Origin of the sequence: Limisalsivibrio acetivorans, assembly GCF_000421105.1 — a bacterium.
Lineage (GTDB): Bacteria > Chrysiogenota > Deferribacteres > Deferribacterales > Geovibrionaceae > Limisalsivibrio > Limisalsivibrio acetivorans.
The window spans coordinates 626,936-648,123 of record NZ_ATWF01000001.1 but is presented as its reverse complement, the minus strand read 5'-3'; the positions used below and the strand labels follow the sequence as shown (position 1 = coordinate 648,123).

Sequence of the window (21,188 nt, the reverse complement as noted above, 5' to 3'; positions counted from 1 at the left end):
TTAGGAGGTTGTAGCCCTAAATGCAAGTTCGCCCGTGTCGAAGCTTAGTTCGACAACCTGCTCGGCTGTTATTTCACCCTTTATAAGTGCTTCTGCCAGCTTGTTCTCCACCAGCCTTCTGATGGCCCTTTTCATAGGTCTTGCACCGAAGGCGGGATCGAAACCAGCCTTTACTATCTCTTCTATGACAGAGCTGTCCCATTTAAGTTCTATCCCGTTTTCCGCAATCCTCTTGGCAAAGTCCTCCATAAGGAGTTCTGCTATATTGCGGAGGTGGTCGCCAAAGAGGGGGTGGAATACGATAATATCGTCCACTCTGTTCAGGAACTCCGGTTTGAAGTATTGGGAGAGCCTGTTCATCACAACGCCGTCGATGAAAACGTATCTGTCCTCATCGGAGGATTCCCTGGAAAACTCCTCCTGAATCTCCTGACTGGCTATGTTCGATGTCATTATAACCACGCAGTTTTTGAAGCTTACAGTCCTTCCTCTGGAGTCTGTAAGCCTTCCGTCATCAAGCATCTGGAGGAGGATATTAAAGACATCGGGGTGCGCCTTCTCAATCTCGTCCAGCAGGATAACGGAGTAGGGCCTGCGTCTTACTGTTTCGGTGAGCTGTCCACCTTCGTCGTAGCCCACATACCCGGGGGGTGCGCCTATGAGCCTTGCAACAGAATGCTTCTCCATATATTCGCTCATGTTGATCCGCACAAGGGCGTCCTCTGAATCGAAGAGGAACTCCGCTAGAGCCTTGCCCAGCTCGGTTTTTCCCACACCAGTGGGGCCGAGGAATATGAATGAGCCTATGGGCTTGGCAGGATCGCCAAGGCCGGCTCTGTTACGTCTTACAGCCTCGCTCACTGCCTTGATGGCTCTGTCCTGGCCCACAACCCTTCGGTGGAGATGTTCCTCCATCTTGATGAGCTTGTCCGCCTCTTCCTGCAGGAGTTTAGTTACAGGAATGCCCGTCCATTTGGAGACAACGGCGGCGATATCTTCATCGTCCACCTCCTCCTTGAGCATCTTCTTGTCCTCCTGTGAGTCTGCAAGTTGTGCGTTAAGCTCCTCAAGCTCCCTTTCAAGAGCCACAAGACCGGAGTATTTGATCTCCGAGGCGGTCTGGAGATCCCCCTCACGCTCTGCCTTCTGCATCCTGTGTTTCTCGGACTCAATCCTCTCCTTGATCTCACGGGAACGCTGGATGAGCCCCTTTTCGTTGGACCAGTGGGTCTTGAGGCTGTCTCGCTCACCCTTGAGGTTAGCAAGCTCCTCATCAAGGCGTACAAGCCTCGATTTACTGGCGCTGTCACTCTCCTTTTTGAGTGCCTGACGTTCTATCTCAAGCTGGGTTATCTTCCTTTCGATCTCGTCCAGCTCTGTGGGCATGCTGTCTATCTCCATGCGGATTCTGGCCGTGGCTTCGTCTATGAGGTCTATGGCCTTATCGGGCATGAAGCGGTCGGTTATGTATTTTCTGGCAAGATGCGCCGCTGCAACGAGTGCGGAATCCTTGATGCGCACACCGTGGTGCACCTCGTATTTCTCCTTGAGACCCCGAAGGATGGATACCGTATCCTCTACGGTAGGCTCCTTCACGGTTACAGGCTGGAAACGTCTCTCAAGGGCGGCATCCTTCTCCACATGCTTTTTATACTCATCAAGGGTAGTGGCACCGATGCAGTGGAGATCCCCCCTTGCCAGTGCCGGCTTGAGGAGGTTCGCCGCATCCATGGCGCCGTCGGTTTTACCTGCACCAACGAGGGTATGCATCTCATCAATGAAGAGGATTATCTCACCCTCACGCTCACGAATCTCGGAGAGAATCGCCTTGAGTCTGTCCTCAAACTCACCCCTGAACTTGGTTCCGGCGATGAGTGAGCCCATATCGAGGGATGCTACCACACGATCCTTGAGGGAATCGGGTACGTCACCGTTAACTATCCGGTGGGCAAGCCCTTCTACGATAGCCGTTTTACCCACACCGGGTTCGCCGATGAGGACGGGGTTGTTCTTTGTACGTCTGGAAAGTACGTGTACAACCCGGCGTATCTCCTCATCCCGTCCGATGACAGGATCCAGCTTACCCTCACGGGCAAGGTTGGTGAGGTCTATGGTGTATTTCTCGAGGGCGTTCATCTTCTCTTCGGGGTTCTGATCCGTAACCTTTGACGAGCCCCGCAACTCTTTAACTGCACGCTCTACCGTCTTATAATCCACCCCTGCAGAGGATAGTGCGGTACGGAGGTTGTAGCCCGCATTTTCTATTATTCCCAGCAGGATATGTTCAGTGGATACGTATTCATCACCAAAGTCCTTGAGCTTCTTGAAGGCATGCTCGAGGGCCTTGTTTGAGTCCTGGGATATGTACTGCTGTCCACCCTGAACCTGTGCTATCTTGCCCAGTACTTCATCTATGGAAGAGAGCAGGGCGTTTGTGTTCACACCGGCTTTGGTGAGCAGGGGCTTAACAAGGCCATCCTCCTGTTTTATGAGACTTTTAAGTATATGTTCCGGCTCAATTTGCTGGTGATTATTCTCGGAGGCCGCCATGGCCGCCTGTTCCAAAGCTTCCTGAGCCTTTATGGTCATTTTGTTGAAGTTTATCATCTTTCATCTCCAACGGAACCGTGGACGGATCTCTCCTGTGTGTGGCCGTTAAGGGCATATGCTCATTGTCCGGTTCCGGGTTATTCCTTTTCTATCTTAACCTTTATAATATTGCGGGGAGGGGAGGGCACGACGGCTTTCTCCGTATCTGTTGTTTTGTGGTGTTCATTCATTCGTGTCTTTATGTATTTCTTCAGAGCATCAACCTGCTCCTGAAGGCCGTCTATCTGGTCCCTCATGTTGAGAATAATCTCGATCCCCGCTGTGTTCACACCCATCTCCTTGGAGAGGGTATTGATGAAGCGGAGCCTGTCAATGTCCTCATCGGAGTACACCCGGGTATTCCCGAGTGTCCTCGATGGTGTTACAAGCCCGAGCTTTTCGTATTGCCTCAGTGTCTGCGGATGAAGCTGGAGCATCTCCGCAACGATGCTGATGGCGTATAGCGGTTTGTTACCCATAATCTCTTACCTAGATTTTACCTTTTTTCAGTACCTCATCACGAAGCCCTGTGGCGTATCGTTTCTGCATCTCTTCAAGGGTTTCCCTGTCCTCGCCGATGGCTACCTGTGGTATTACAACGTTCACTACCACGTACAGGTCGCCGTTACCGTCACCCTTCAGCTTGGGAACGCCCTTGTTCCTTATCCGGAACTTCTGTCCCGGTTGGGTTCCGGCGGGAACGTTTATGTTGATGTTTCCGTAGGGTGTGGGAACCTCAATCTTTCGTCCCAGTGAGGCCTCGAACATATCCACATCGATATCAACGTAGAGGCTGTGCCCCTCACGTCTGTATACGGGGTGGTCCTCCACGTTTGTTATTATGAAAAGATGCCCTTGGGGTCCTCCGTTTCTTCCGGCGTTCCCTTTGTTTTTGACTTTTACCTTCGAACCCTTGTCCACGCCGGCGGGTATGCGTACCTTAATACGCTCTTTGACTTCCTTCTCACCCTTGCCGTAGCACTCATTGCATTGGCGTGTGGTGATTTTACCGGAACCGCCGCAGTTTGAGCAGACGCTGTTTACGAAGAAGCCCCCCCTGTTATGGGAGCTTTTTCCAGTACCCTGACATACGGTGCACGTGGACTTATCGCCCCCTTTGCCGCCGCATTTCTCGCAGGAGACGGTGTGCACAATATTAAGCTCGTATTCACGACCCTTGATGGAGTCCACAAAGGGGATCTTTACGGTGTAATACAGATCCTCACCCTGGGTAGGGCGGTCGGCTCTGCGTGCAGAACCGCCACCCATGCCGAATATATCGCCGAAGAGATCGTCGAATCCGAAACCGCTGAACTGATCCCGGATATCCTCAAAGTTAGAGCCGGAGAAGTCGTAGCCGTGTCCGCCGTTTTTGAAGGCATCGTGGCCTAGCTGGTCGTACTGCTTGCGCTTCTCCTCATCGCTGAGAACACCGTAGGCTTCGGAAACCTCTTTAAACTTACTCTCGGCCTCTTTGTCGCCGGGGTTCAGATCGGGGTGGTATTTTCTGGCCATCTTGCGATACGCCTTCTTCACCTCATCCTGAGTGGCGCCTTTCTCTATGCCGAGTATGTCGTAATAGTTCTCAGCCATCAGTTACTTCTCCTTGCGTTCAGAACGGAAAAAATCATTCAGTTTCCACCTTAATCACCTTCGGTTGAACCTCGCTCTTCTTGAAGAGGGTGATCTTAAGGATTCCGTCCTTAAGGCCGGCCTTGATATTCTCAAGGTCTACACTGTTGGGGATGGCAAAGGTTCTGTTAAACTTGCCGTAGGAGCGTTCAAGCCTGTAGTAGTTGTCGCTCTCCTTGTCGATGGGGTACTTCTTTTCACCCTTGAGCGTGAGTACGCCTTCGGATATCTGGATATCCACATCCTTCTCGTCCATGCCGGGAACCTCGCATACGATTACGATATTTTCCTCGGTCTCATAGATGTCAACGGGGGGTGTCCACTCACCGTAGCCAGTGTTCCCCGTCTTTTCGAATGCCTCATCGAACATCTTGTTCATCCTGTCGTGCATTGCCATAAGATCCTTCAGGGGGTCCCATCTTACTATTGCCATAGTATCCTCCTCGATTTATTCTGTCAGTGTTATGAATAATACCTTAGTCGATTCATGTCAAGTTTTATTATATGGAGTTCTGTTTTTGCTTCTGTATTGGCTTTGAACTTCTTGCCGAGACTTTGTTCATGTATTAGTATAATTGAGAGGAGGGGCTTGTAAGGGCTTAATATGAGGATAATTATTATATAATGAACAGAAGGCTTATACTCTTCATCCTTATTTCTGCATTCATTCACCTGCTAGTCCTTCAGCTTGTAGACCTTAATGTTCCTGAGAGTGAAGAAAAGAAAAAGCCAATAACCGTAGACGTTATCGAAAAGAAGAAGCCAGAACCCCCTGAACCGAAGAAGCCTCAACCATCTCAACCCCAGCCCCAGCCGGAAATTGTGCCGGAACCCGATCCTGAAAAGCCTGTACGTGTAAAACCGGAGGAGGCACCTCCACTCCCCGAAGCGGAAGAGGAGAAGAGGGCAAAGCCGAGACAAAGTCCAGACAGGAAGCCCGATAAACCTGTGGAGTCTGAACCGGAACAGCGTGAGCAGAAACCCAGTACAGCTCAGGAGGTTGAGCCTTTACCGCCGGAGAAGCCGGATCTGCCGAAAGTGGAGAAGGATGACAGCTCCGAGCTAAACCTCAGCCGCGAGCAGGTGGACAGGATACTTAACCCGAGGGATGTGATCGGTAAAGCGGCCGAAGGTGAGTACAGCGACGGCGAGGAAGTCGTCTCGATGACACAGGTAAAGCTGAAATACACCTCATACTTCCACAAGTTCAAACGCAGGCTTTACCAGACATGGAACTACCCCTACGATTCAGGCATGCGGGGGGAAGAGGGTGTTGTTCGCATACGCTTTGTAATACATAAAGACGGTAGAATAACTGGTGTGCAGGTAGTGGAGAGCAGCGGATACCCCGACCTTGACAAGGAGGCCGTCCGTGCCCTTAAGGATATGGGTGGTGTGCCCCTTCCGGCCAGCTATGATAAGCGGATACTTCGAGTTGACGGGCATTTCGTCTACAAGATCGGCGGAGCTTTTGACATCTATTAAATGTGGGAAATTTCCATGGACGGGAAATTCCAAAGATTAGTAAAGCTAAGATCGCAGGGAACTTTTTAGGGAACAAAGTTCCCCGCACCCCTCAAAAACCCATATTAGGAATAAATTGCGCCAAAAGTATGGCGTGCTTTAGCACGAAACACATAAATTAGTGACTTATTTCGTATTCGACTATGTAAAGAATAAAAAAAGGAGATTCTAAGAGGAATATCTTCCCCTTAACCACCCCTCACATTACCGCCGGTATCATGATCGTAATCATGAAGCACAACATAACCACTGACCCGCCCCTGAAATAATCAAGCCCGTTAAGTGTGCTGAATGCGAAGATGATAACGCTGAGGTTCCATGCTGAAAGGAAGGCAAAAAGGATAGAGAGCATGTTACCTGAAAAGAAAAGTGTGAGTGGCATGGCGAATCCTGTGATATATATCGCCAAAAATACCCTAAGGAAGCCCGCCGCATAGCGGAAGCTTTTACGTCTGGCAAAGATAAAGAGGAGGCCGAAGAATATCGATTCGAGGATAACTGTCTCTAGGAATCCTTCGAAGGTGAAGAAGACATCGGTTCCGTTTATGGGGGTTCTGTACGGCAGAATGAGGGTGGCGAGGGCTATGGTGATTATATTCCACATGTGCCTCCTGTTCAGGAAGAGCATATAGAGTGCCTTTTTATTGAAGAAGCAGAGGTAAAGTGCAGCGGTCAGGGAATCGAGTATGCCCGGATAGCTCTCCTCACCAGTTTTTTGATCCGCCTTTCCAGTCATCATCCTCTCCGTACCACCACTCATAGTACAGGGTTTCAAGGATGCCTTCGGCCATTCCCTTTGCCCTGTCCGTTTTAAGTCTGGTGAGAGCCGCTCTAATCCAGCGCTTTGCCTGGTCGTTCCCTTTATCCGCCTGTTCTTTCAGGAACAGTATGAGCTCCAGAACATCCGCATCCTTGGCAAGCCGTGCCTCGATGGTTTTCTGTTCGGTGAACTCATCGATAAGCTCTTTAACCGAGCTCTCGATGGGTAGTCCCTTAAGCGCATGGGAGAGGGCTCGATCGTCATCGGAGTCTACATACCTCTGCTGAAGGTAGTTCAAGTCACCAGTCCTTGCTTCCTCAATATCATGGAAGAGGCACATCTTCAAGACCTTGTCCGCATCGGCGCCCACCTCGGAGGCGAGGGTGAAGCCGATTATACAGGTACGGTAGACATGGGAGGCGACATTCTGGGAGCCGCTCCCCAGATAAGGAAGGCCGGTGCGCTCCATATTCTGGAGGAATCCGGCCTCAAAGAAGAAGTTAGCAAGCCTGTTGTCGTTACTCATAATCGCAGGCAACCGGTCTTTTATCGATAACCCGTTTCGCCTTACCCTCAAAACGATCAAGGGACTTGGGCATAACAAGCTTAACTTTAGGCTTAATGAGAAGCCCCTGCTGGAAGAGTTTTGTGAGCTCCTCCATGAGAGTTCTCTGTTTCTTCATCTCATCGAAGAAGAGCGCCTCGGATACCTCTATCTGTATCTCCAGATCATCGAGTGCACCCTTCTTTGTCACTATAAGCATATAGTGGGGTGATGCGCCCTGAACCTTCTCCAGAACCTCTTCAACCTGTGAGGGGAAGACGTTTACGCCGTTGATGATAAGCATGTCATCCGTTCTGCCGCAGGGCTTCTCCATCTTGATAAGTGTCCTGCCGCAGGGGCACTCCTCTCGGTAAAGGCGTGTTATATCCCTCGTACGGTAGCGTATAAGGGGCATCGCCTCACGCTTGAGGGTTGTGATAACAAGCTCACCCTTTTCGCCGAGGGGGAGGGGTTTGAGTGTTTCGGGATCGATTATCTCCATGAGGAAATGGTCCTCGTTAACGTGAAGACCCTTCTTTTCAAGGCATTCTCCGGCGACACCCGGACCCATAAGCTCGGAAAGACCGTAGTTGTCCGTGGCGATTACACCGAGCTTCTCCTCTATCTCCTCACGTATCTTCTGCCCCCACGGTTCGCTTCCGAACATGCCGAGGCGCAGGTGTATATCATCCTTTGTGAGCCCTTGTTTTTCGAGGGTCTCTGCGATATGAAGCGCATAGGAGGGTGTGCTTATGAGTACGGAGGAGCGGTAGTCCTGCATAATATTGATCTGTCTGCCGGTGTTTCCGCTTGATACGGGTATAACGGATGCGCCGATATGCTCGGCACCGTAGTGAAGACCGAAGCCGCCTGTGAAGAGGCCGTAGGTGAAGGCGATATGGACTATGTCGTTCTGGTCCGCTCCCCCTGCGATGAACAGACGGGCAACGAGATCCTTCCAGTTTTCAAGATCCGCCTTAGTGTAGCCTACAACGGTGGGTTTTCCGGTGGTTCCGCTGGAGGAGTGGATGCGGACGATATCTCTCAGGGGCACAGCGAACATGCCGTAGGGATAGTTATCACGAAGGTCCTGCTTCGTGGTGAAGGGCATATTGGCAATATCCTTGAGATCCTTAACTGTGGAGGGGTCTGCACCGACCTCACGGAATTTTCTGCTGTAGAAATCAACGTTCTCGTATGCTCTGTTGAGGGTGGTTTGAAGCCTCTCCAGCTGGAAAGCTTCCCGTTCCTCAACGCTCATCGTCTCTTCACGTTCCTGCCAGTATTTCATCTATCTCTCCCACTTCTCCTTGTATTCCTTGCCAAGATAGGCTCTCTTCACCTCGTTGTCACCAAGAAGTTCCGAAGAGGAGCCCTGAAGAACTATGCGTCCATTTTCAAGCACATAGCCTCTGTCCGCATATTTCAGTGCCATAGTTGCGTTCTGCTCCACGAGGAGGATGGTAAGCCCGCTTTTGCTGAGCCCCGCAAGCTTTTCGTATACATCCTTTATAACCAGTGGCGCAAGCCCCATGGAGGGTTCGTCCATGAGAAGCATTTTCGGTCTGCTCATGAGAGCCCTTGCTATGGCGAGCATCTGCTGTTCACCGCCGGAGAGCATGCCGGCAGCCTGACTCCTGCGCTCCTTGAGAACGGGGAACATCTCCTCGATTTCCTCAGCCTTCTCCTCATTCTCTTTGGAGCTTCTGGTGAAGCCCCCCATGAGGATATTTTCGTATACCGTCATATTAGGGAATACACGCCTGCCTTCGGGCACCAGTGCAAGCCCCTCCTTGACCGACTTATGAACGGAGTATGAAGCGATGGAGTCACCATTGAAGGTTATCTCCCCGTCTTTTGGAGGGACGATACCCATGATGGAGTTGAGCAGGGTTGTTTTGCCCGCTCCGTTGCTTCCGATGAGCGATACAAACTCGCCGTGGGATACGTGGAGGGAAACGTTCATGATCGCCTGTACGGCTCCATAGGATACGGAAAGTGATTTTACCCTAAGCATCCTCATCCCCCAGATACGCCTTGAGTACGGCATCGTCCGAACGTATCTCGTCATAGGTTCCTTTGGCGAGGACCTCTCCGAAATTCAGACATACAACGTATTCCGCAAGGCTTGATATAAAGTCCATGTCGTGCTCGACCATGAGTATCGTAACGCCTTCATCGGAAACCTTGCGCACAATCATGGCAAGGGTCTCCTTCTCCGCTATGTTGAGCCCCGCCGCAGGTTCATCCAGAAGCAGGAGCCTCGGTTTGGAAAGAACTGCACGGGCGAGCTCGAAGTTCTTCAGAACGCCGTAGGGAACCGAGCCGGGTAGCAGGTTTTCATACTGCTTTACGCCTGCCAGCTCAAGATAGCGGTCTATCCGCTCGGCGGAACTTTTCCAGTAGCTTTTGTTCAACCGGAATACGCTCTTGAAGCCACCCGGCTTCTCCTTACCTATGATACCAAGATACATGTTCTCCCGCAGTGAGAGCTCGGGGATAATATTCAGGTTCTGGAATGTCCGGCTTATGCCCCTGTCGAAAACTTTGTGGGGGAGGGCGGCGGTTATATCCTCGCCGTTGAACTCCACTCTTCCTTCGCTAGGGGTTACAAAGCCGGTTACTGCGTTGAACATGGTGGTTTTACCGGCACCGTTAGGGCCGATGAGGGCGGATATTCCCCCCTCTTTTATGCTGAATGATACGTCTGTTAGCGCTTTTACTCCTCCGAAGCGGACGGAGATACCTTGAACATCAAGCATCCTTGCGCCTCCAGAGCTTTATAACGGTTCCCACAACTCCCCCGGGAGCAAACATAACAACAACGGCGAGGAAGGTTCCGTATATGATCATCTCGAATTCCTCCAGACCTGCGAAGAGTTCGGGTATAAGACCAAGCAGAACTGCACCTACGACGCCCCCTGTAACGTAGCCCAGCCCGCCGACGGTGGCCATCGCAACGAGCTCGATAGAATATTTCAGCCCGAAGGAAACGGGGCTTATGAAGTGGGTGTAGAAGGCATACATCGAGCCGTTAAGAGCTGTGAATGCCGCCACGGAAGCGAAGACGAACAGCTTTGTGCTTACCACGTTTATGCCGTAGCTCGCCGAGGCTGTTTCAGAGGACTTAATGAACTTCATCTTATAGTGGAGAAAGGATTTATCTATTAGCTCCAGTATGGTAAGCGCAAGTATGAAATACACAGACATTACAATGAAGAACTCATCCTCGAAGGGGAAGGCTTTGCCGAAGAGTGTGAAATCACCTATCCCCATAAGGCCGGAGGGGCCCCCTGTAATAAAGCTCATCTCGTTCATGAATATGTACATTATCATTCCGAAACCGAGTGTTGCCATCGCCAGATAGTGGCCGTGGAGGCGTAGTACGGGCCAGCCCACAAGGAGTGCAAGAAAGAATGCCGATACGGCGGCTACCGGGAGTGTCAGGATAGCATCCCAGCCGTAGGCGGAGGAGAGAACCCCTGATATATAAGCCCCGAGGCCGAAGAAGGCCGCCTGACCAAGGGATATGATCCCCGTATAGCCCAGCAGAAGGTTGAAGCCGCTGGCATTAAGGGAATGGATCATTATCATTATGGCAACGCCCAGATAGTAGGGGCTGTCTATCTTCATTCCGAAAATTGTAAGGAAGATGGCCAGAGCAAGTGTAGGAAATGGATTGAGCCTTTTCATACCCTGTGCACCTTCTTGCGTCCGAGTAGTCCGTCGGGGCGGACAAAGAGGATTACGAGGATTACGAAGAACGCCATCGCATCCTTGTAGCCGGAGGGTATTATGCTTGCGGAGAAGCTCTCGAAAACTCCAAGAAGAAGCCCGCCGAGGACAGCACCCCAGAAGTTGCCAAGTCCGCCGAGGATGGCAGCTGCAAAGCCCTTCAGTCCTATCATGACACCGTCGTCGTAGGTAACAAAGGTTATGGGGGATATGATAACACCGGCAATGGCTCCCACAGCACCGGCCAAACCGAAGCTGAATACACGCACCATCATAACGTTTATGCCACAGATTCCTGCCGCTGTCATATCATCGAAACACGCCCTCATCGCCCTTCCGAAACGTGTTTTCTTAAGGAAAAGGTTAAGTAGGAGCGCAACGGCGATACCTGTAATGATAACAAGAACGCTCTGGGATGTGATAACGCCGCCGGGCATGTCGATATTCTTGTTGGGGATGAACTCCCCCACACGAATAGAGTCACGCCCCCAGATGAGCATGCCGATGTCACGAAGGATTATCGATGCAGCAATGGTAACGGTTATCAGGTTGATCTCGCTCTTCACCCTCACAAGGTTTATGAAAACCCTCTCGAACAGGAGTCCGATGATGAGCGCAGAGAGAACAGCACCCGGAAACGCCACTGCGAAGGGTAGGCCGGCCAGCGTGAACAGGGTGTATATCATCATTCCGCCCAGCATGACAAACTCACCCTGGGCGAAGTTGATGATTCCGGTTGTGTTGTAGATTATGTTGAAACCTAGGGCTACCAGCGCATAGATACTGCCGCTGGTAAGCCCCGAATATAGAAACTGCATTTAGTCAGCAATCTCGAAGTTGCCGTCTTTAATCTCGACCATTATAAACGCCTCTGCTGTAAGCCCATTGTGATCCGTTTCGGAGAGATTGAATTCACCCGCTGTGCCGAGGAATCCCTTAATCTGCTCTGCCGCTTTTGCTATCTTCTCCCTGTCTGCACCGGCCTTTTCGTAGGCTAGTTTGAACATGTGGAAGGAGTCGTAAGCGTGTCCGCCGAAGGAGGATACGGGGCTGTCGAACTTCTTCTCAAATTTATTTTTATATTCCATGAGAACGGGCTTGTACCTGTTCCCGTCGGGAAGTTTTTCTGCAACAGTTAGCCTTCCCGCAGGAAGTTTTATACCATTTGCACTGTCTCCTGCAAGCTCAATAAATTTTTTTGATGCAACGCCGTGGCTCATAAAGAGGTTTTCGATACCGAGCTGGGATGCGTTTCTCGCCACAATGGCGGGTGCGGGGCCGACTCCCCAGCAGATAACAGCATCGGGATTTTCTTTCTTTATCTTATCGAGCTGGCTGGTCATATCCTTATCCTTATCGCCGAACTTTTCATCGGCGACAATGGTGATCCCCATCTCCTTGGCACTTTCGAGGAGGGCGTCACGACCTGTGGTTCCAAAACCGCTCTGGGCAGTGATAAGAGCCGCCTTTGTCATCCCCTTAGCCTTCATGTAGCCGAAGATCTTCTCCGCCGCATGGACATCGCTCTGGGGTGATTTGAATACATAGGGGCTGGTTGGCTCAACGATTCTCTTGCTCGCCGCACAGCTGAAGAGGGGTACCCTGTATCTATCGGCAAGGGGTTTAATGGCAAGGGTGGAGCCGGTTCTGGTGGGTCCGATTACAGCAAGGACCTGATCCTTTGTCACCAGCCTTTTAAAGTTGTTTATGGTTCGCTGCTCGGAGCCTTGGGTATCCAGGGCGATGAGCTCAATCTTGTTTCCGTTCAGTCCGCCTTCGGCGTTTATCTCTTCCACAAGCATCTCAAGCGTCTGCTTCTCGGGGTATCCGAGGTAGGATGCGGGGCCTGTTTCAGCGAGTACAGCGCCGATCTTGATCGTCTCCGCATGGGCGAAGGCGGCGGTTAAAAGTCCAATCATCAGGGCGAGAATTGTTTTTTTCATGGGAAACTCCTAGATTTCGTAGATCTTCTTGCCCTCCATAAGGGTGTAGCCGGCACCTTTCAGCACCTCGATAGCCTTGTCGGTTTCATCGAAACGGAAGATCATGACCGCACAGTCACTGCTGGTTTCCACGAGTGCGTACATGTATTCAACGTTAAGGCTGTTTTCACTTAGGACACCGAGAACCCCTGCCAGACCGCCGGGATCATCGGGTACTTCTATGGCGAGAACCTCCGTTCTCCCCACAGTGAAATCGTTCTCCTTAAGAAGGGTATATGCTCTGTCCGGGTCATTCACGATAAGGCGGAGGATGCCGAAATCCGATGTATCCGCCAATGAAAGAGCCCTTATATTGATGTTGTTCTTGCCGAGGAGATCGGTAACTTCAAAAAGTCTTCCTGATTCGTTTTCGATAAAAACGGAGATCTGTCCTATCTTCATTTACGCATACCTCACTTTTTCCTCTTGTCGATAACCCGCTGAGCCTTTCCTTCGCTCCGGGCGATGCTCTTAGGCTCCACAAGGCGCACCCTGCAGGTTACGCCTATGATATCCTTGATATCCTTCTCTATGCTTTTTGCCAGTGTCTGCAGGTTCTTGATCTCGTCGGAGAAAAGCTCCTCGGAGACCTCCACCTTAACCTCAAGTGTATCAAGGTTTCCGTCCCTGTCCACCTCAAGGAGGTAATGGGGGAGTATGCCCTTTCTATCAACCAGTATCGATTCGATCTGGGAGGGGAACACATTTACGCCGCGGATGATGAGCATGTCGTCGCTTCTTCCAGCAACCTTGTTCATCCGCACGAAGGTACGCCCGCATTTGCAGGGCTCCTTTTCTATTATGGTGATATCCCTTGTTCTGTAGCGTACAAGGGGGATAGCTTCCTTTGTGATCGTGGTGAATACCAGTTCCCCGGGTTCGCCGAAGGGGAGAACCTCTCCGGTTTCAGGGTCTATGGTTTCTACTATGAAATGATCCTCATTGATATGCATACCCTTCTTCGCCTCGACACATTCGAAGGCGACACCGGGGCCTATTATCTCGCTGAGACCGTATATATCAACTGCATCGATACCCCATTTCTCTTCGATATCCCTGCGCATCTCATCGGTCCATGGCTCTGCACCGAAGACCCCCACTTTTATGGGGAGTTCTCGCATATCTATCCCTTCCTCTTTGGCTATCTCGTAAAGGTTAAGGGCGTAGCTGGGCGTGCAGGAGATGGCTGTGGAGCCGAAATCCTTCATTATCATAAGCTGGCGCTTGGAGTTACCACCGGAGATGGGGATAACGGATGCGCCTATCTTCTCCGCGCCGTAATGGGCGCCGAGACCTCCTGTGAAAAGGCCGTAGCCGTAGGCGTTCTGCATAACATCACCCTTGCCGACACCTGCTCCGCTGAGGGTTCTGGCCATGAGTTCCGACCATGTATCGATATCCCTGCGGGTGTAGCCGACAACGGTTGGCTTGCCCGTTGTCCCGCTGGAGGCATGTATCCTTACAACCTGTTCCTGGGGAACGGCAAACATGCCGAAGGGGTAGTTATCCCTTAGGTCCTGCTTATAGGTGAAGGGGAATTTTGAAAGATCTTTAAGCGTTTTGAGGTTCTCGGGCTTGACTCCCACCTCGTCAAACTGCTTCTTGTAAAAGGGGACTCTTGCATAGACGTTTTCGAGCATAGCTCTCAGCCTGTTAAGCTGGAGTGCTTCCAGGGCTTCTCTTGGAAGGGTCTCGAAATCTTCATTCCAGATCATTGACACATCTCCGGGGAAAATTTCAAAAAATGTAGCAGGTTTAACAACTTTAGTCAAATTAAATTTAACAATGTTTAGTCTATCTTTATCGACGAGATGTGTTGATTGCTGTGCAGATTGTAATATACAACAGTAGTTTACTGGTTAATAGTGCGGATTTGCTCACTAAAACGATATTTTAATCATCCCGTTTGCCCTGTTTTTGCTCAGATAAAATATTAACGAGATATAAACTCAGTCCCTTTCGCAGAGGAAGAGGTGCTGGCGGTCGTGTTCAAAAGCGACACTGCATTCATAGCCGAACCACCACTCGAAATATTTCCTGTTTTTGGGTTTTGTTACCATAAAAAGCCTTTCTCTCGAGGATAGCCATTCTTTGAGTTCGCTGTTTTCATCGATGTAATACTCGCTGTACTCCTCTTCATCCTGAAACTGTGTCTCCCTCGTTTTGCTTATGGCCGCAGGGACTATCTCGTTCCTGTAGAAGCTGAGTGAGGGGAGGAAGCAGTGGTAGCAGAGCATATCCAGCTCCGGTGCGATATTCTTCGATGCTTCGGCCATTAGCCTGTAGCCCTTCATATGCGGACCGATGAGCGGGGTTACAAGGTAAACAGAGTTTATTGAGATGATGAGCACAAGGGCGGAGGCGGCTATAAGCCCCCTCTTCATTACAAAGACAGTCACAAACCATACCAGCAGGCAGAACGCTGATGCGGCATACATCTGAATCCTGTAAGGCTCTGTGAAACTGATGAAACTACCCGCCAATGCAGGAAAAAATGCAAAAAGCAGGAGGTAGGCATGCCCCGCAGAAAGCCCCCATCTGTTTGTTATTCTGGGTATCTCCCCCGCAAATAGTATGGCAAAGAGTGGGAAGAGGGGGAGGATATACGTGGGAAGCTTGCTCATGGACAGGGAGAAAACGATAAAGGGGAACAGTATGTAGAATGTTATCGTTGTTGCCTGTCTTATCCCCCTTCGCCGTATCATGGCGGAGGTTATGTAGAGTGAATACGGTCCGGCAAGGAGCATGAAAATCTGCAGGAAGTACCACCAGGGTTCCATCCGTTTGAATTTATCCGTGGCTACACGGTCGATGGTCTGGGTTCCTATGAAGTAATCAAGCAGACCGGGATTTTTCAGTATGACAGCGATGTACCACGGCAGCCCGATGAAGAGGAAAAGTACAGCTGTGATCCCCCACTCCCTTAGGGAAAACGCTCTGCGGTGGTTTTTTGAGAATGGAATGCTCAGTATGAAAGGAATAATAGTGAATAGGAGTATCAGCGGCCCCTTGGTTAGAAAGCCCAGCCCGAGTATAACCCCCAGCTTGAGTGAATCCAGCTTGTTACGTACACCCTCAAGCCTACAGAAGATGTGATAGTAGGCGATGGCGGTGAACATTGTGAGGTAGATGTCCGTAGACACCACCCTTGAAACGATGATGAAGAGAGCCAAAGAGGCGAGGATGAGAACGGCGTTCCCCCCTGTTTTTTCATCCCCCAGGAGCCTGGCGGTTCTATAAGTGTACATCAATGTAACAAGGGCGGCGAATGCACCGAAGAACCTTGCTCCGAATCCGTTTATTCCGAATAATAAGTATCCGAGGGATGTCATCCAATAGGTTAAGGGTGGCTTGTGGAAGTGCTTTATCCCGTTGAAATGGGGCTCAAGAAGGTTCCCGCTAACGAACATCTCCCTCGCAATCTCTGCATACCTTGCATCGGTGGTTTCGAAAAGGGGGATAAAGTAGTTCGGCATTATTATCAGAAGAAACCAGCCTGCCATGAAAAGGGGTGCGTACGATACCCGGTTCATTCTGAAGCCTTTGCCTCTTTGCCTATGTAGTATATGTTCCGGAAATAGATGAGGAGCCCGATAATCTGTCCGATGATGAAGACGACATCGCCGACAATTATGGAATACGTGAGAAGGAATACGCTCCCTGCTATGCTGAAATACCAGAAAAGCACGGGGAATGCGCTTTTGCGCAGCTTCTCAGAATACAGCCACTGCACGAAGAAGCGCAGGAAGAAAAATCCTTGACCCACAAGGCCTATGCCGTATATCCAGAGGAGCTGGGAAGCCTCCTTCTCCTCACGAATAGATGGAGCAATGAACGCAGCGGCGGCGGAAACGCCAACATAGACTATAAGGAATATAAGGGTATAGCGGGTGAACTTCGATTTGCTCACACCCCTTTCTAGATATATGAAGTAAAGATTCCGCAGGTAAATGATAAAGCCGAGGGACTGACCGAAGATGAAGATAGGATCCTTTATGATTATGGAGTAGGTAAGTAGTATAAAACTGCCCGAAAGACTGAAATACCAAAAAGATATGGGAACAACGCTCCTCTTCTGCCTCTCGGTGTAAAGCCACTGTATGATAAAACGGGTGAAAAAAATTATCTGTCCAGCTATCCCGAAAATCAGGAGAAACGTTTCAAAGCTGGTCATTATGCTCCTTTATCTCTGGTTCAATATGCCTGAGCATCATCCATCTGGTACTTAAAAGATCATAGAAGGCGACCTTGGCACGCTTCAGGTTTGTATATTTCGACTTTCCGAACTGCCGTGCCTGATGGTTTACCGGGACCTCAATAACCTTTGCCCCCTCATTACGCATCATGGCTGGGAGGAAGCGGTGAAGACCATCGTACATCTTAATGCGTCTTACCATGTCGCCGTTCATTACCTTGAGCGAGCAGCCGGAATCGTGCAGGTTCTCCCTGAGCATCCTGTTGCGGAGCCAGTTGCCGAATCTGCTTGCTATCCTTTTGGAGGAGCTGTCCTTCCTGTTTTTCCGCCATCCGTTCACCATCTGATATTCGCCGTAGTGCTTGAGCATCTCCGGTATATCGGCGGGGTCATTCTGCAGGTCTGCATCCATGGTGACAACTATCTCACCCCTGCTCATAGAAAAACCGGCATAAAGAGCGGCGGACTGCCCCATATTTCTGGAAAGGGAGCCGTAGCGTATTCTTGGCTCCTCTGCGGCCAGTTCCTTTATAGTCTCCAGACTGCCGTCGGTACTTTTGTCATCAATATAAATAATTTCGGCTTCATATCCGGTTTTTTCCGCCGCCATGAGGATCTTCTCAGTAAGGGGCCTCAGGCTCTCATTTTCATTATAAACCGGAACGACGTAGGAAATTAGCCTCATTAGCTGATTTTCTCCTTTACTACAGGAGGCTATAAGTACCATGATTATAAAATTTTCTCAACGGGTGTTTAAACCATTCTCATTTTTGTAATCGCAAGAAATAAGTGTTATAATTTTAAACGAAATTTGAAAGGGATGAAGGTTTTAAATGAAAAAACTCCTGATCGCCGCCGTTGCCGCTGCTGGTATTGCTGCTTCAATGTTCACTGGTTTTTATTTCACCAGCTCCATCCTTGCCTACATTTCCGAACATAACAAAGAGGATGCCGAAGAGCTTGTTGAGGTTACCTCCACTATGCTCGATCAGTTTTTCACCGCCCGAAAGTCCGAGATTGCCATGCTTTCGAACACCCCTTCTGTGCAGTCTATGGATTGGGAGCGGATGAAGCCCTTTCTGCTTCGTGAGCAGGAGCGGTTGAGCAACACATACGACAAGCTCTTCATCGCCTATCCCGACGGCAGAGTACACTCCACAAAGGACGGCAACCCGTTTCAGGATGGCTATGTCAGCTATGACGACAGCTCGCCGGATTCGGAGCTGATATCCATAAAGCACCGTGAATACTGGAAAAATACCGTTCATCGAAACGGCGGCAGGCACGTCATAGATATATCCAAGCTGATGTTTGAGGTACTTTCCGGTCAGAGGCAGGTGGTCATCGCTTCGACAATCTTGTCCGGCAAGGGGGAAACCCTTGGTATGATAGCCGGGAGTATCGAGTGGTATTTTCTGGATAAGCGCCTTGAACGGATGACAGAAAGGATCAAGAGCCGCTTTGGCGATGAGTCCTACATCTCAATATTCAATTCGGACGGAACATATATCTATCATTCCAGAGCAGAAGAGGCGGCGCACCGTCAGTTTGATGATGATGGTCACCTTATCCCTGTTGCACCCAAGGTTGAGGGGGATTCATCCCTCTATAAGCACTGGGAGGCACTCCTCCAGAACAAAAAGGGATCTTTCTTTTACAGCAGTAACAACAGGCGGATACTTGTTCATCATCACCGCATCGAATCCGCAGACTATATTATAACCCTGCATATACCCGCAGAAAGCATATCCCGGGTTGACAGCATAACCTTAGAACTGGCAATCCCTGCAGTCCTTGCGGGTGCTGCTACTGCTATCCTTGTACTTATCGCCAGTCTTTACCTAATGCGGAGGAAGATTGCCGGCATTAACTCCGCCTTAATAGGAGGAGGGGAGGTCTTCGATTCCGATTTCTCTGATGCCGTCTCCCATCTGAGGCGTATGCAGGATGACTACGGGGATCTTGTGAACAAGTGGGAACTCCTCAGCAGGCATACCTCCGAGGTGGAGTACTGGTTTTCTCCCGACGGCTCACTTGCTTTCATTTCGCCTAAATGTGTTGAGCTTACAGGCTATGAACCGGAGGAGTTCTACGCTGATCCAACCCTGATTGATGCCCTGATACATCAGGATGACCTCGATAAATGGTTCAGGTATAAATCCGGACCAGGCGAAAGCACCGATGTTGTTCTGCGAATCAATGGCAGAGGTAGAGGCGTCAAATGGGTGAGAGCTTTCTGTACTGAGGTTCCATGTGGTGAACAGGGTAAACCTGTCCTTAGAGGCTCCTTCCGTGATATCAGTGAGAGGATGGAGACCGAAAGGAAGCTGAGGGAGAGCGAACAGCAGTTTAAGAAGCTGTTCATGAAGAATGGTGCCGTTATGTTGATAGTGGATCCTGTGAGCGGCGTTGTGGGGGATGCAAACAATTCTGCGGCGGAATTCTTCAGTCTTGAGCGTCAGGATCTGATAAACCATAACATCGAAGACTTCCTCGATGCGGGGGAGGGTGAGTATAATACATTTTCCCTTGATAAGATGATAAACAGCGGCTCGGTGGGGATCCTCATGCCTGACAGCACGAGGAAGGACTGTGAGATACATTCAACATTAATCAGATTCGGAGAGCAGATACAGCTTTTCCTCATTATCATAGACGTTTCGAAGAAGAAGGAGCTCTCCGAGCTTCTTGAGGAGCGTGAGGAGATGTTCCGTACACTGGCGGAGTATAACGTGGCCGGTGTGGCTCTCTTCACCGAGCAGATTATATACAGCAACCCTGTTCTTGAGGATATAACCGGATACAGCACAGAGGAACTTCAAAAGCTGAGCCCATGGGAGTTAGTGGCGCCGGAGGGTGCTCCGAAGATAAAGGATGTCTGCTTTAAAGCCCTTTACGGCGATAAAAAGGTCCGCAAATACAGAGATGTGCGTATAACCCATAAGAGCGGCAGGGAGAAGAGCGTATTCTTTTTCCTTACCTCGGTTCCTTACAAGGGTAGAAGTGCAGGCCTTGTCACCTTCGTTGATATCACAGAGATCAGCGAGATACAGGAACAGCTCGAGAAGCGTGTCAATGAAGAGATAGAAAAACGCCGTCATCAGGAACAGCTTCTTATCAACCAGTCCCGTCTTGCCTCCATGGGGGAGATGATAGGGGCTATTGCCCACCATTGGAGACAGCCCCTCAACACTATTGGTCTATTTGTTCAGGATCTGGAGGATGCCTTTGAGTATGAAGAGACCGACCGTCAGTACATTAAGGACACCGTCAGGGACACAATGCACTATGTGACCAGGCTCTCGAAAACCATCGATGACTTCAGAGATTTCTTTAAGCCGTCGGGGATCTTGTCGGATTTTGACGCATCGGATGCAGTGGAGGATGTGCTTAAGCTTCTCAGGGATCGTTTCGAGCTCGAAGGCATTCAGATTAAGCTGTATACGGATAAGGAGCAGGATCATACTGTAACGGGTTACAAGAGTGAGTTCAGGCAGGTTATCCTCAACATCATAAACAACTCCCGTGATGCGGTGGTCGAAAAATACACAAAGCTGAGCGAGGAGTGCAAGGGGCTTGTGGAGATAACGGTGGAGAACATCGATAACAAAGTCTCTGTGGCTATTACAGATAACGGTGGCGGCGTTAACCCCGTTTATATCATGAAGGTTTTCGACCCTTATTTCACCACAAAAGAGGAAGGGCAGGGGATTGGAATGGGCCTCTTCATGTCAAAAACCATCATCGAAAAGAATATGGGTGGGCAGATTACCCTCGAAAACCATAATAACGGCGCCCTTGTTAGAATATTGCTCAAAAAAACACCGGCACAATGAAGAAGTCATATAGCGAAGTTAACCCATACATAACAAAGGATCTTTCAGAGATAAGGGAGCTTCTGCATCCGGATAATGATGGCGAGTTGAGAACCAGCCTTGCAGAGGCCGTTGTTGCTGTAGGGGGTATAACAGAGCTGCATTGCCACGTTGAGAGTGAGGAGATCTATCACATACTTAGCGGTTACGGTGATATGAATCTATCGGGTAAAAGCTTCGCCGTTACCGCCGGTGACAGCATACTTATTAAGCCAGGAGAACCACATAGGATTATAAACACAGGTGATGAGCCGCTGAGGATCCTTTGTATATGCACTCCCCCTTACTCCCATGGTGATACAGAGCTCCTTTGATTATTATTTAACCATGCACTCGTCCATTTATTAACCAC

General features: G+C 50.0%; 20 protein-coding genes. 3 read left to right on the top strand and 17 right to left on the bottom strand.

From position 1 onward, the window contains the following. The 4 genes from clpB to K300_RS0103045 form a co-directional block, all read right to left on the bottom strand. The gene (gene clpB, locus K300_RS0103060) at window positions 1-2,607 is read right to left on the bottom strand and encodes an ATP-dependent chaperone ClpB (RefSeq protein WP_022850195.1); all 2,607 of its coding nucleotides are present in this window, start codon (window positions 2,605-2,607) and stop codon (window positions 1-3) included. Window positions 2,608-2,687: 80 nt separating this feature from the next. Beyond that, a complete protein-coding gene (locus K300_RS0103055; RefSeq protein WP_022850194.1) occupies window positions 2,688-3,068 on the bottom strand; it encodes a heat shock protein transcriptional repressor HspR in 381 nt (126 codons plus the stop codon). 10 nt (window positions 3,069-3,078) lie between these two features. After that, complete coding sequence (gene dnaJ / locus K300_RS0103050) at window positions 3,079-4,182, bottom strand: molecular chaperone DnaJ (RefSeq protein ID WP_022850193.1); 1,104 nt, start codon at window positions 4,180-4,182, stop codon at window positions 3,079-3,081. 34 nt (window positions 4,183-4,216) lie between these two features. After that, entirely contained in the window at window positions 4,217-4,654 is a 438-nt protein-coding gene (locus K300_RS0103045) for an Hsp20/alpha crystallin family protein (protein ID WP_022850192.1), read from the bottom strand. Window positions 4,655-4,845: 191 nt separating this feature from the next. Between K300_RS0103045 and K300_RS14375 the strand changes: the two genes are divergently transcribed. Next, the gene (locus tag K300_RS14375; RefSeq protein ID WP_022850191.1) at window positions 4,846-5,706 is read left to right on the top strand and encodes an energy transducer TonB; all 861 of its coding nucleotides are present in this window, start codon (window positions 4,846-4,848) and stop codon (window positions 5,704-5,706) included. A gap of 238 nt (window positions 5,707-5,944) precedes the next feature. On the opposite strand, the gene K300_RS0103035 is transcribed toward K300_RS14375, so the two are convergent. The 13 genes from K300_RS0103035 to K300_RS0102975 all read right to left on the bottom strand — a co-directional run bounded on the left by K300_RS0103035 (window position 5,945) and on the right by K300_RS0102975 (window position 17,646). Further along, window positions 5,945-6,481 (bottom strand): hypothetical protein, encoded by a 537-nt coding sequence (locus tag K300_RS0103035; RefSeq protein ID WP_022850190.1) that lies wholly within the window; start codon window positions 6,479-6,481, stop codon window positions 5,945-5,947. Continuing rightward, window positions 6,450-7,031 carry an HD domain-containing protein gene (locus tag K300_RS0103030; RefSeq protein ID WP_022850189.1) on the bottom strand — a complete coding sequence of 194 codons (582 nt, stop codon included), beginning with the start codon at window positions 7,029-7,031 and terminating at the stop codon, window positions 6,450-6,452. The genes K300_RS0103035 and K300_RS0103030 overlap by 32 nt, the downstream gene beginning before the upstream one ends. After that, a complete protein-coding gene (locus tag K300_RS0103025; protein ID WP_022850188.1) occupies window positions 7,024-8,340 on the bottom strand; it encodes a phenylacetate--CoA ligase family protein in 1,317 nt (438 codons plus the stop codon). The genes K300_RS0103030 and K300_RS0103025 overlap by 8 nt, the downstream gene beginning before the upstream one ends. Next, entirely contained in the window at window positions 8,341-9,066 is a 726-nt protein-coding gene (locus tag K300_RS0103020) for an ABC transporter ATP-binding protein (RefSeq protein WP_022850187.1), read from the bottom strand. It abuts the gene before it with no gap. Continuing rightward, the gene (locus K300_RS0103015) at window positions 9,059-9,811 is read right to left on the bottom strand and encodes an ABC transporter ATP-binding protein (protein WP_022850186.1); all 753 of its coding nucleotides are present in this window, start codon (window positions 9,809-9,811) and stop codon (window positions 9,059-9,061) included. The genes K300_RS0103020 and K300_RS0103015 overlap by 8 nt, the downstream gene beginning before the upstream one ends. After that, window positions 9,804-10,682, bottom strand: coding sequence for a branched-chain amino acid ABC transporter permease (locus tag K300_RS0103010; RefSeq protein ID WP_238320636.1), 879 nt, complete (start codon window positions 10,680-10,682; stop codon window positions 9,804-9,806). Before K300_RS0103010 ends, K300_RS0103015 begins: the two co-directional genes overlap by 8 nt. Window positions 10,683-10,738: 56 nt before the next feature. Further along, a complete protein-coding gene (locus tag K300_RS0103005; protein WP_022850184.1) occupies window positions 10,739-11,602 on the bottom strand; it encodes a branched-chain amino acid ABC transporter permease in 864 nt (287 codons plus the stop codon). Further along, window positions 11,603-12,727 (bottom strand): ABC transporter substrate-binding protein, encoded by a 1,125-nt coding sequence (locus K300_RS0103000; RefSeq protein WP_022850183.1) that lies wholly within the window; start codon window positions 12,725-12,727, stop codon window positions 11,603-11,605. 9 nt (window positions 12,728-12,736) lie between these two features. Beyond that, window positions 12,737-13,168: an ACT domain-containing protein gene (locus tag K300_RS0102995; protein ID WP_022850182.1), complete on the bottom strand. Its 432-nt coding sequence runs from the start codon at window positions 13,166-13,168 to the stop codon at window positions 12,737-12,739. Window positions 13,169-13,179: 11 nt separating this feature from the next. Next, entirely contained in the window at window positions 13,180-14,481 is a 1,302-nt protein-coding gene (locus K300_RS0102990) for a phenylacetate--CoA ligase family protein (RefSeq protein ID WP_022850181.1), read from the bottom strand. 234 nt (window positions 14,482-14,715) lie between these two features. Further along, window positions 14,716-16,299 (bottom strand): ArnT family glycosyltransferase, encoded by a 1,584-nt coding sequence (locus tag K300_RS14370; protein ID WP_022850180.1) that lies wholly within the window; start codon window positions 16,297-16,299, stop codon window positions 14,716-14,718. Then, window positions 16,296-16,940 carry a lipid-A-disaccharide synthase N-terminal domain-containing protein gene (locus K300_RS16920; protein WP_022850179.1) on the bottom strand — a complete coding sequence of 215 codons (645 nt, stop codon included), beginning with the start codon at window positions 16,938-16,940 and terminating at the stop codon, window positions 16,296-16,298. Before K300_RS16920 ends, K300_RS14370 begins: the two co-directional genes overlap by 4 nt. Further along, window positions 16,927-17,646, bottom strand: coding sequence for a glycosyltransferase family 2 protein (locus K300_RS0102975; RefSeq protein ID WP_022850178.1), 720 nt, complete (start codon window positions 17,644-17,646; stop codon window positions 16,927-16,929). Before K300_RS0102975 ends, K300_RS16920 begins: the two co-directional genes overlap by 14 nt. 148 nt (window positions 17,647-17,794) lie before the next feature. Between K300_RS0102975 and K300_RS14360 the strand changes: the two genes are divergently transcribed. Both K300_RS14360 and K300_RS0102965 read left to right on the top strand, forming a co-directional pair. Next, window positions 17,795-20,797, top strand: coding sequence for a PAS domain S-box protein (locus K300_RS14360; protein ID WP_022850177.1), 3,003 nt, complete (start codon window positions 17,795-17,797; stop codon window positions 20,795-20,797). Beyond that, window positions 20,794-21,150 (top strand): cupin domain-containing protein, encoded by a 357-nt coding sequence (locus K300_RS0102965; RefSeq protein WP_022850176.1) that lies wholly within the window; start codon window positions 20,794-20,796, stop codon window positions 21,148-21,150. Before K300_RS14360 ends, K300_RS0102965 begins: the two co-directional genes overlap by 4 nt. Window positions 21,151-21,188: the final 38 nt, after the last annotated feature.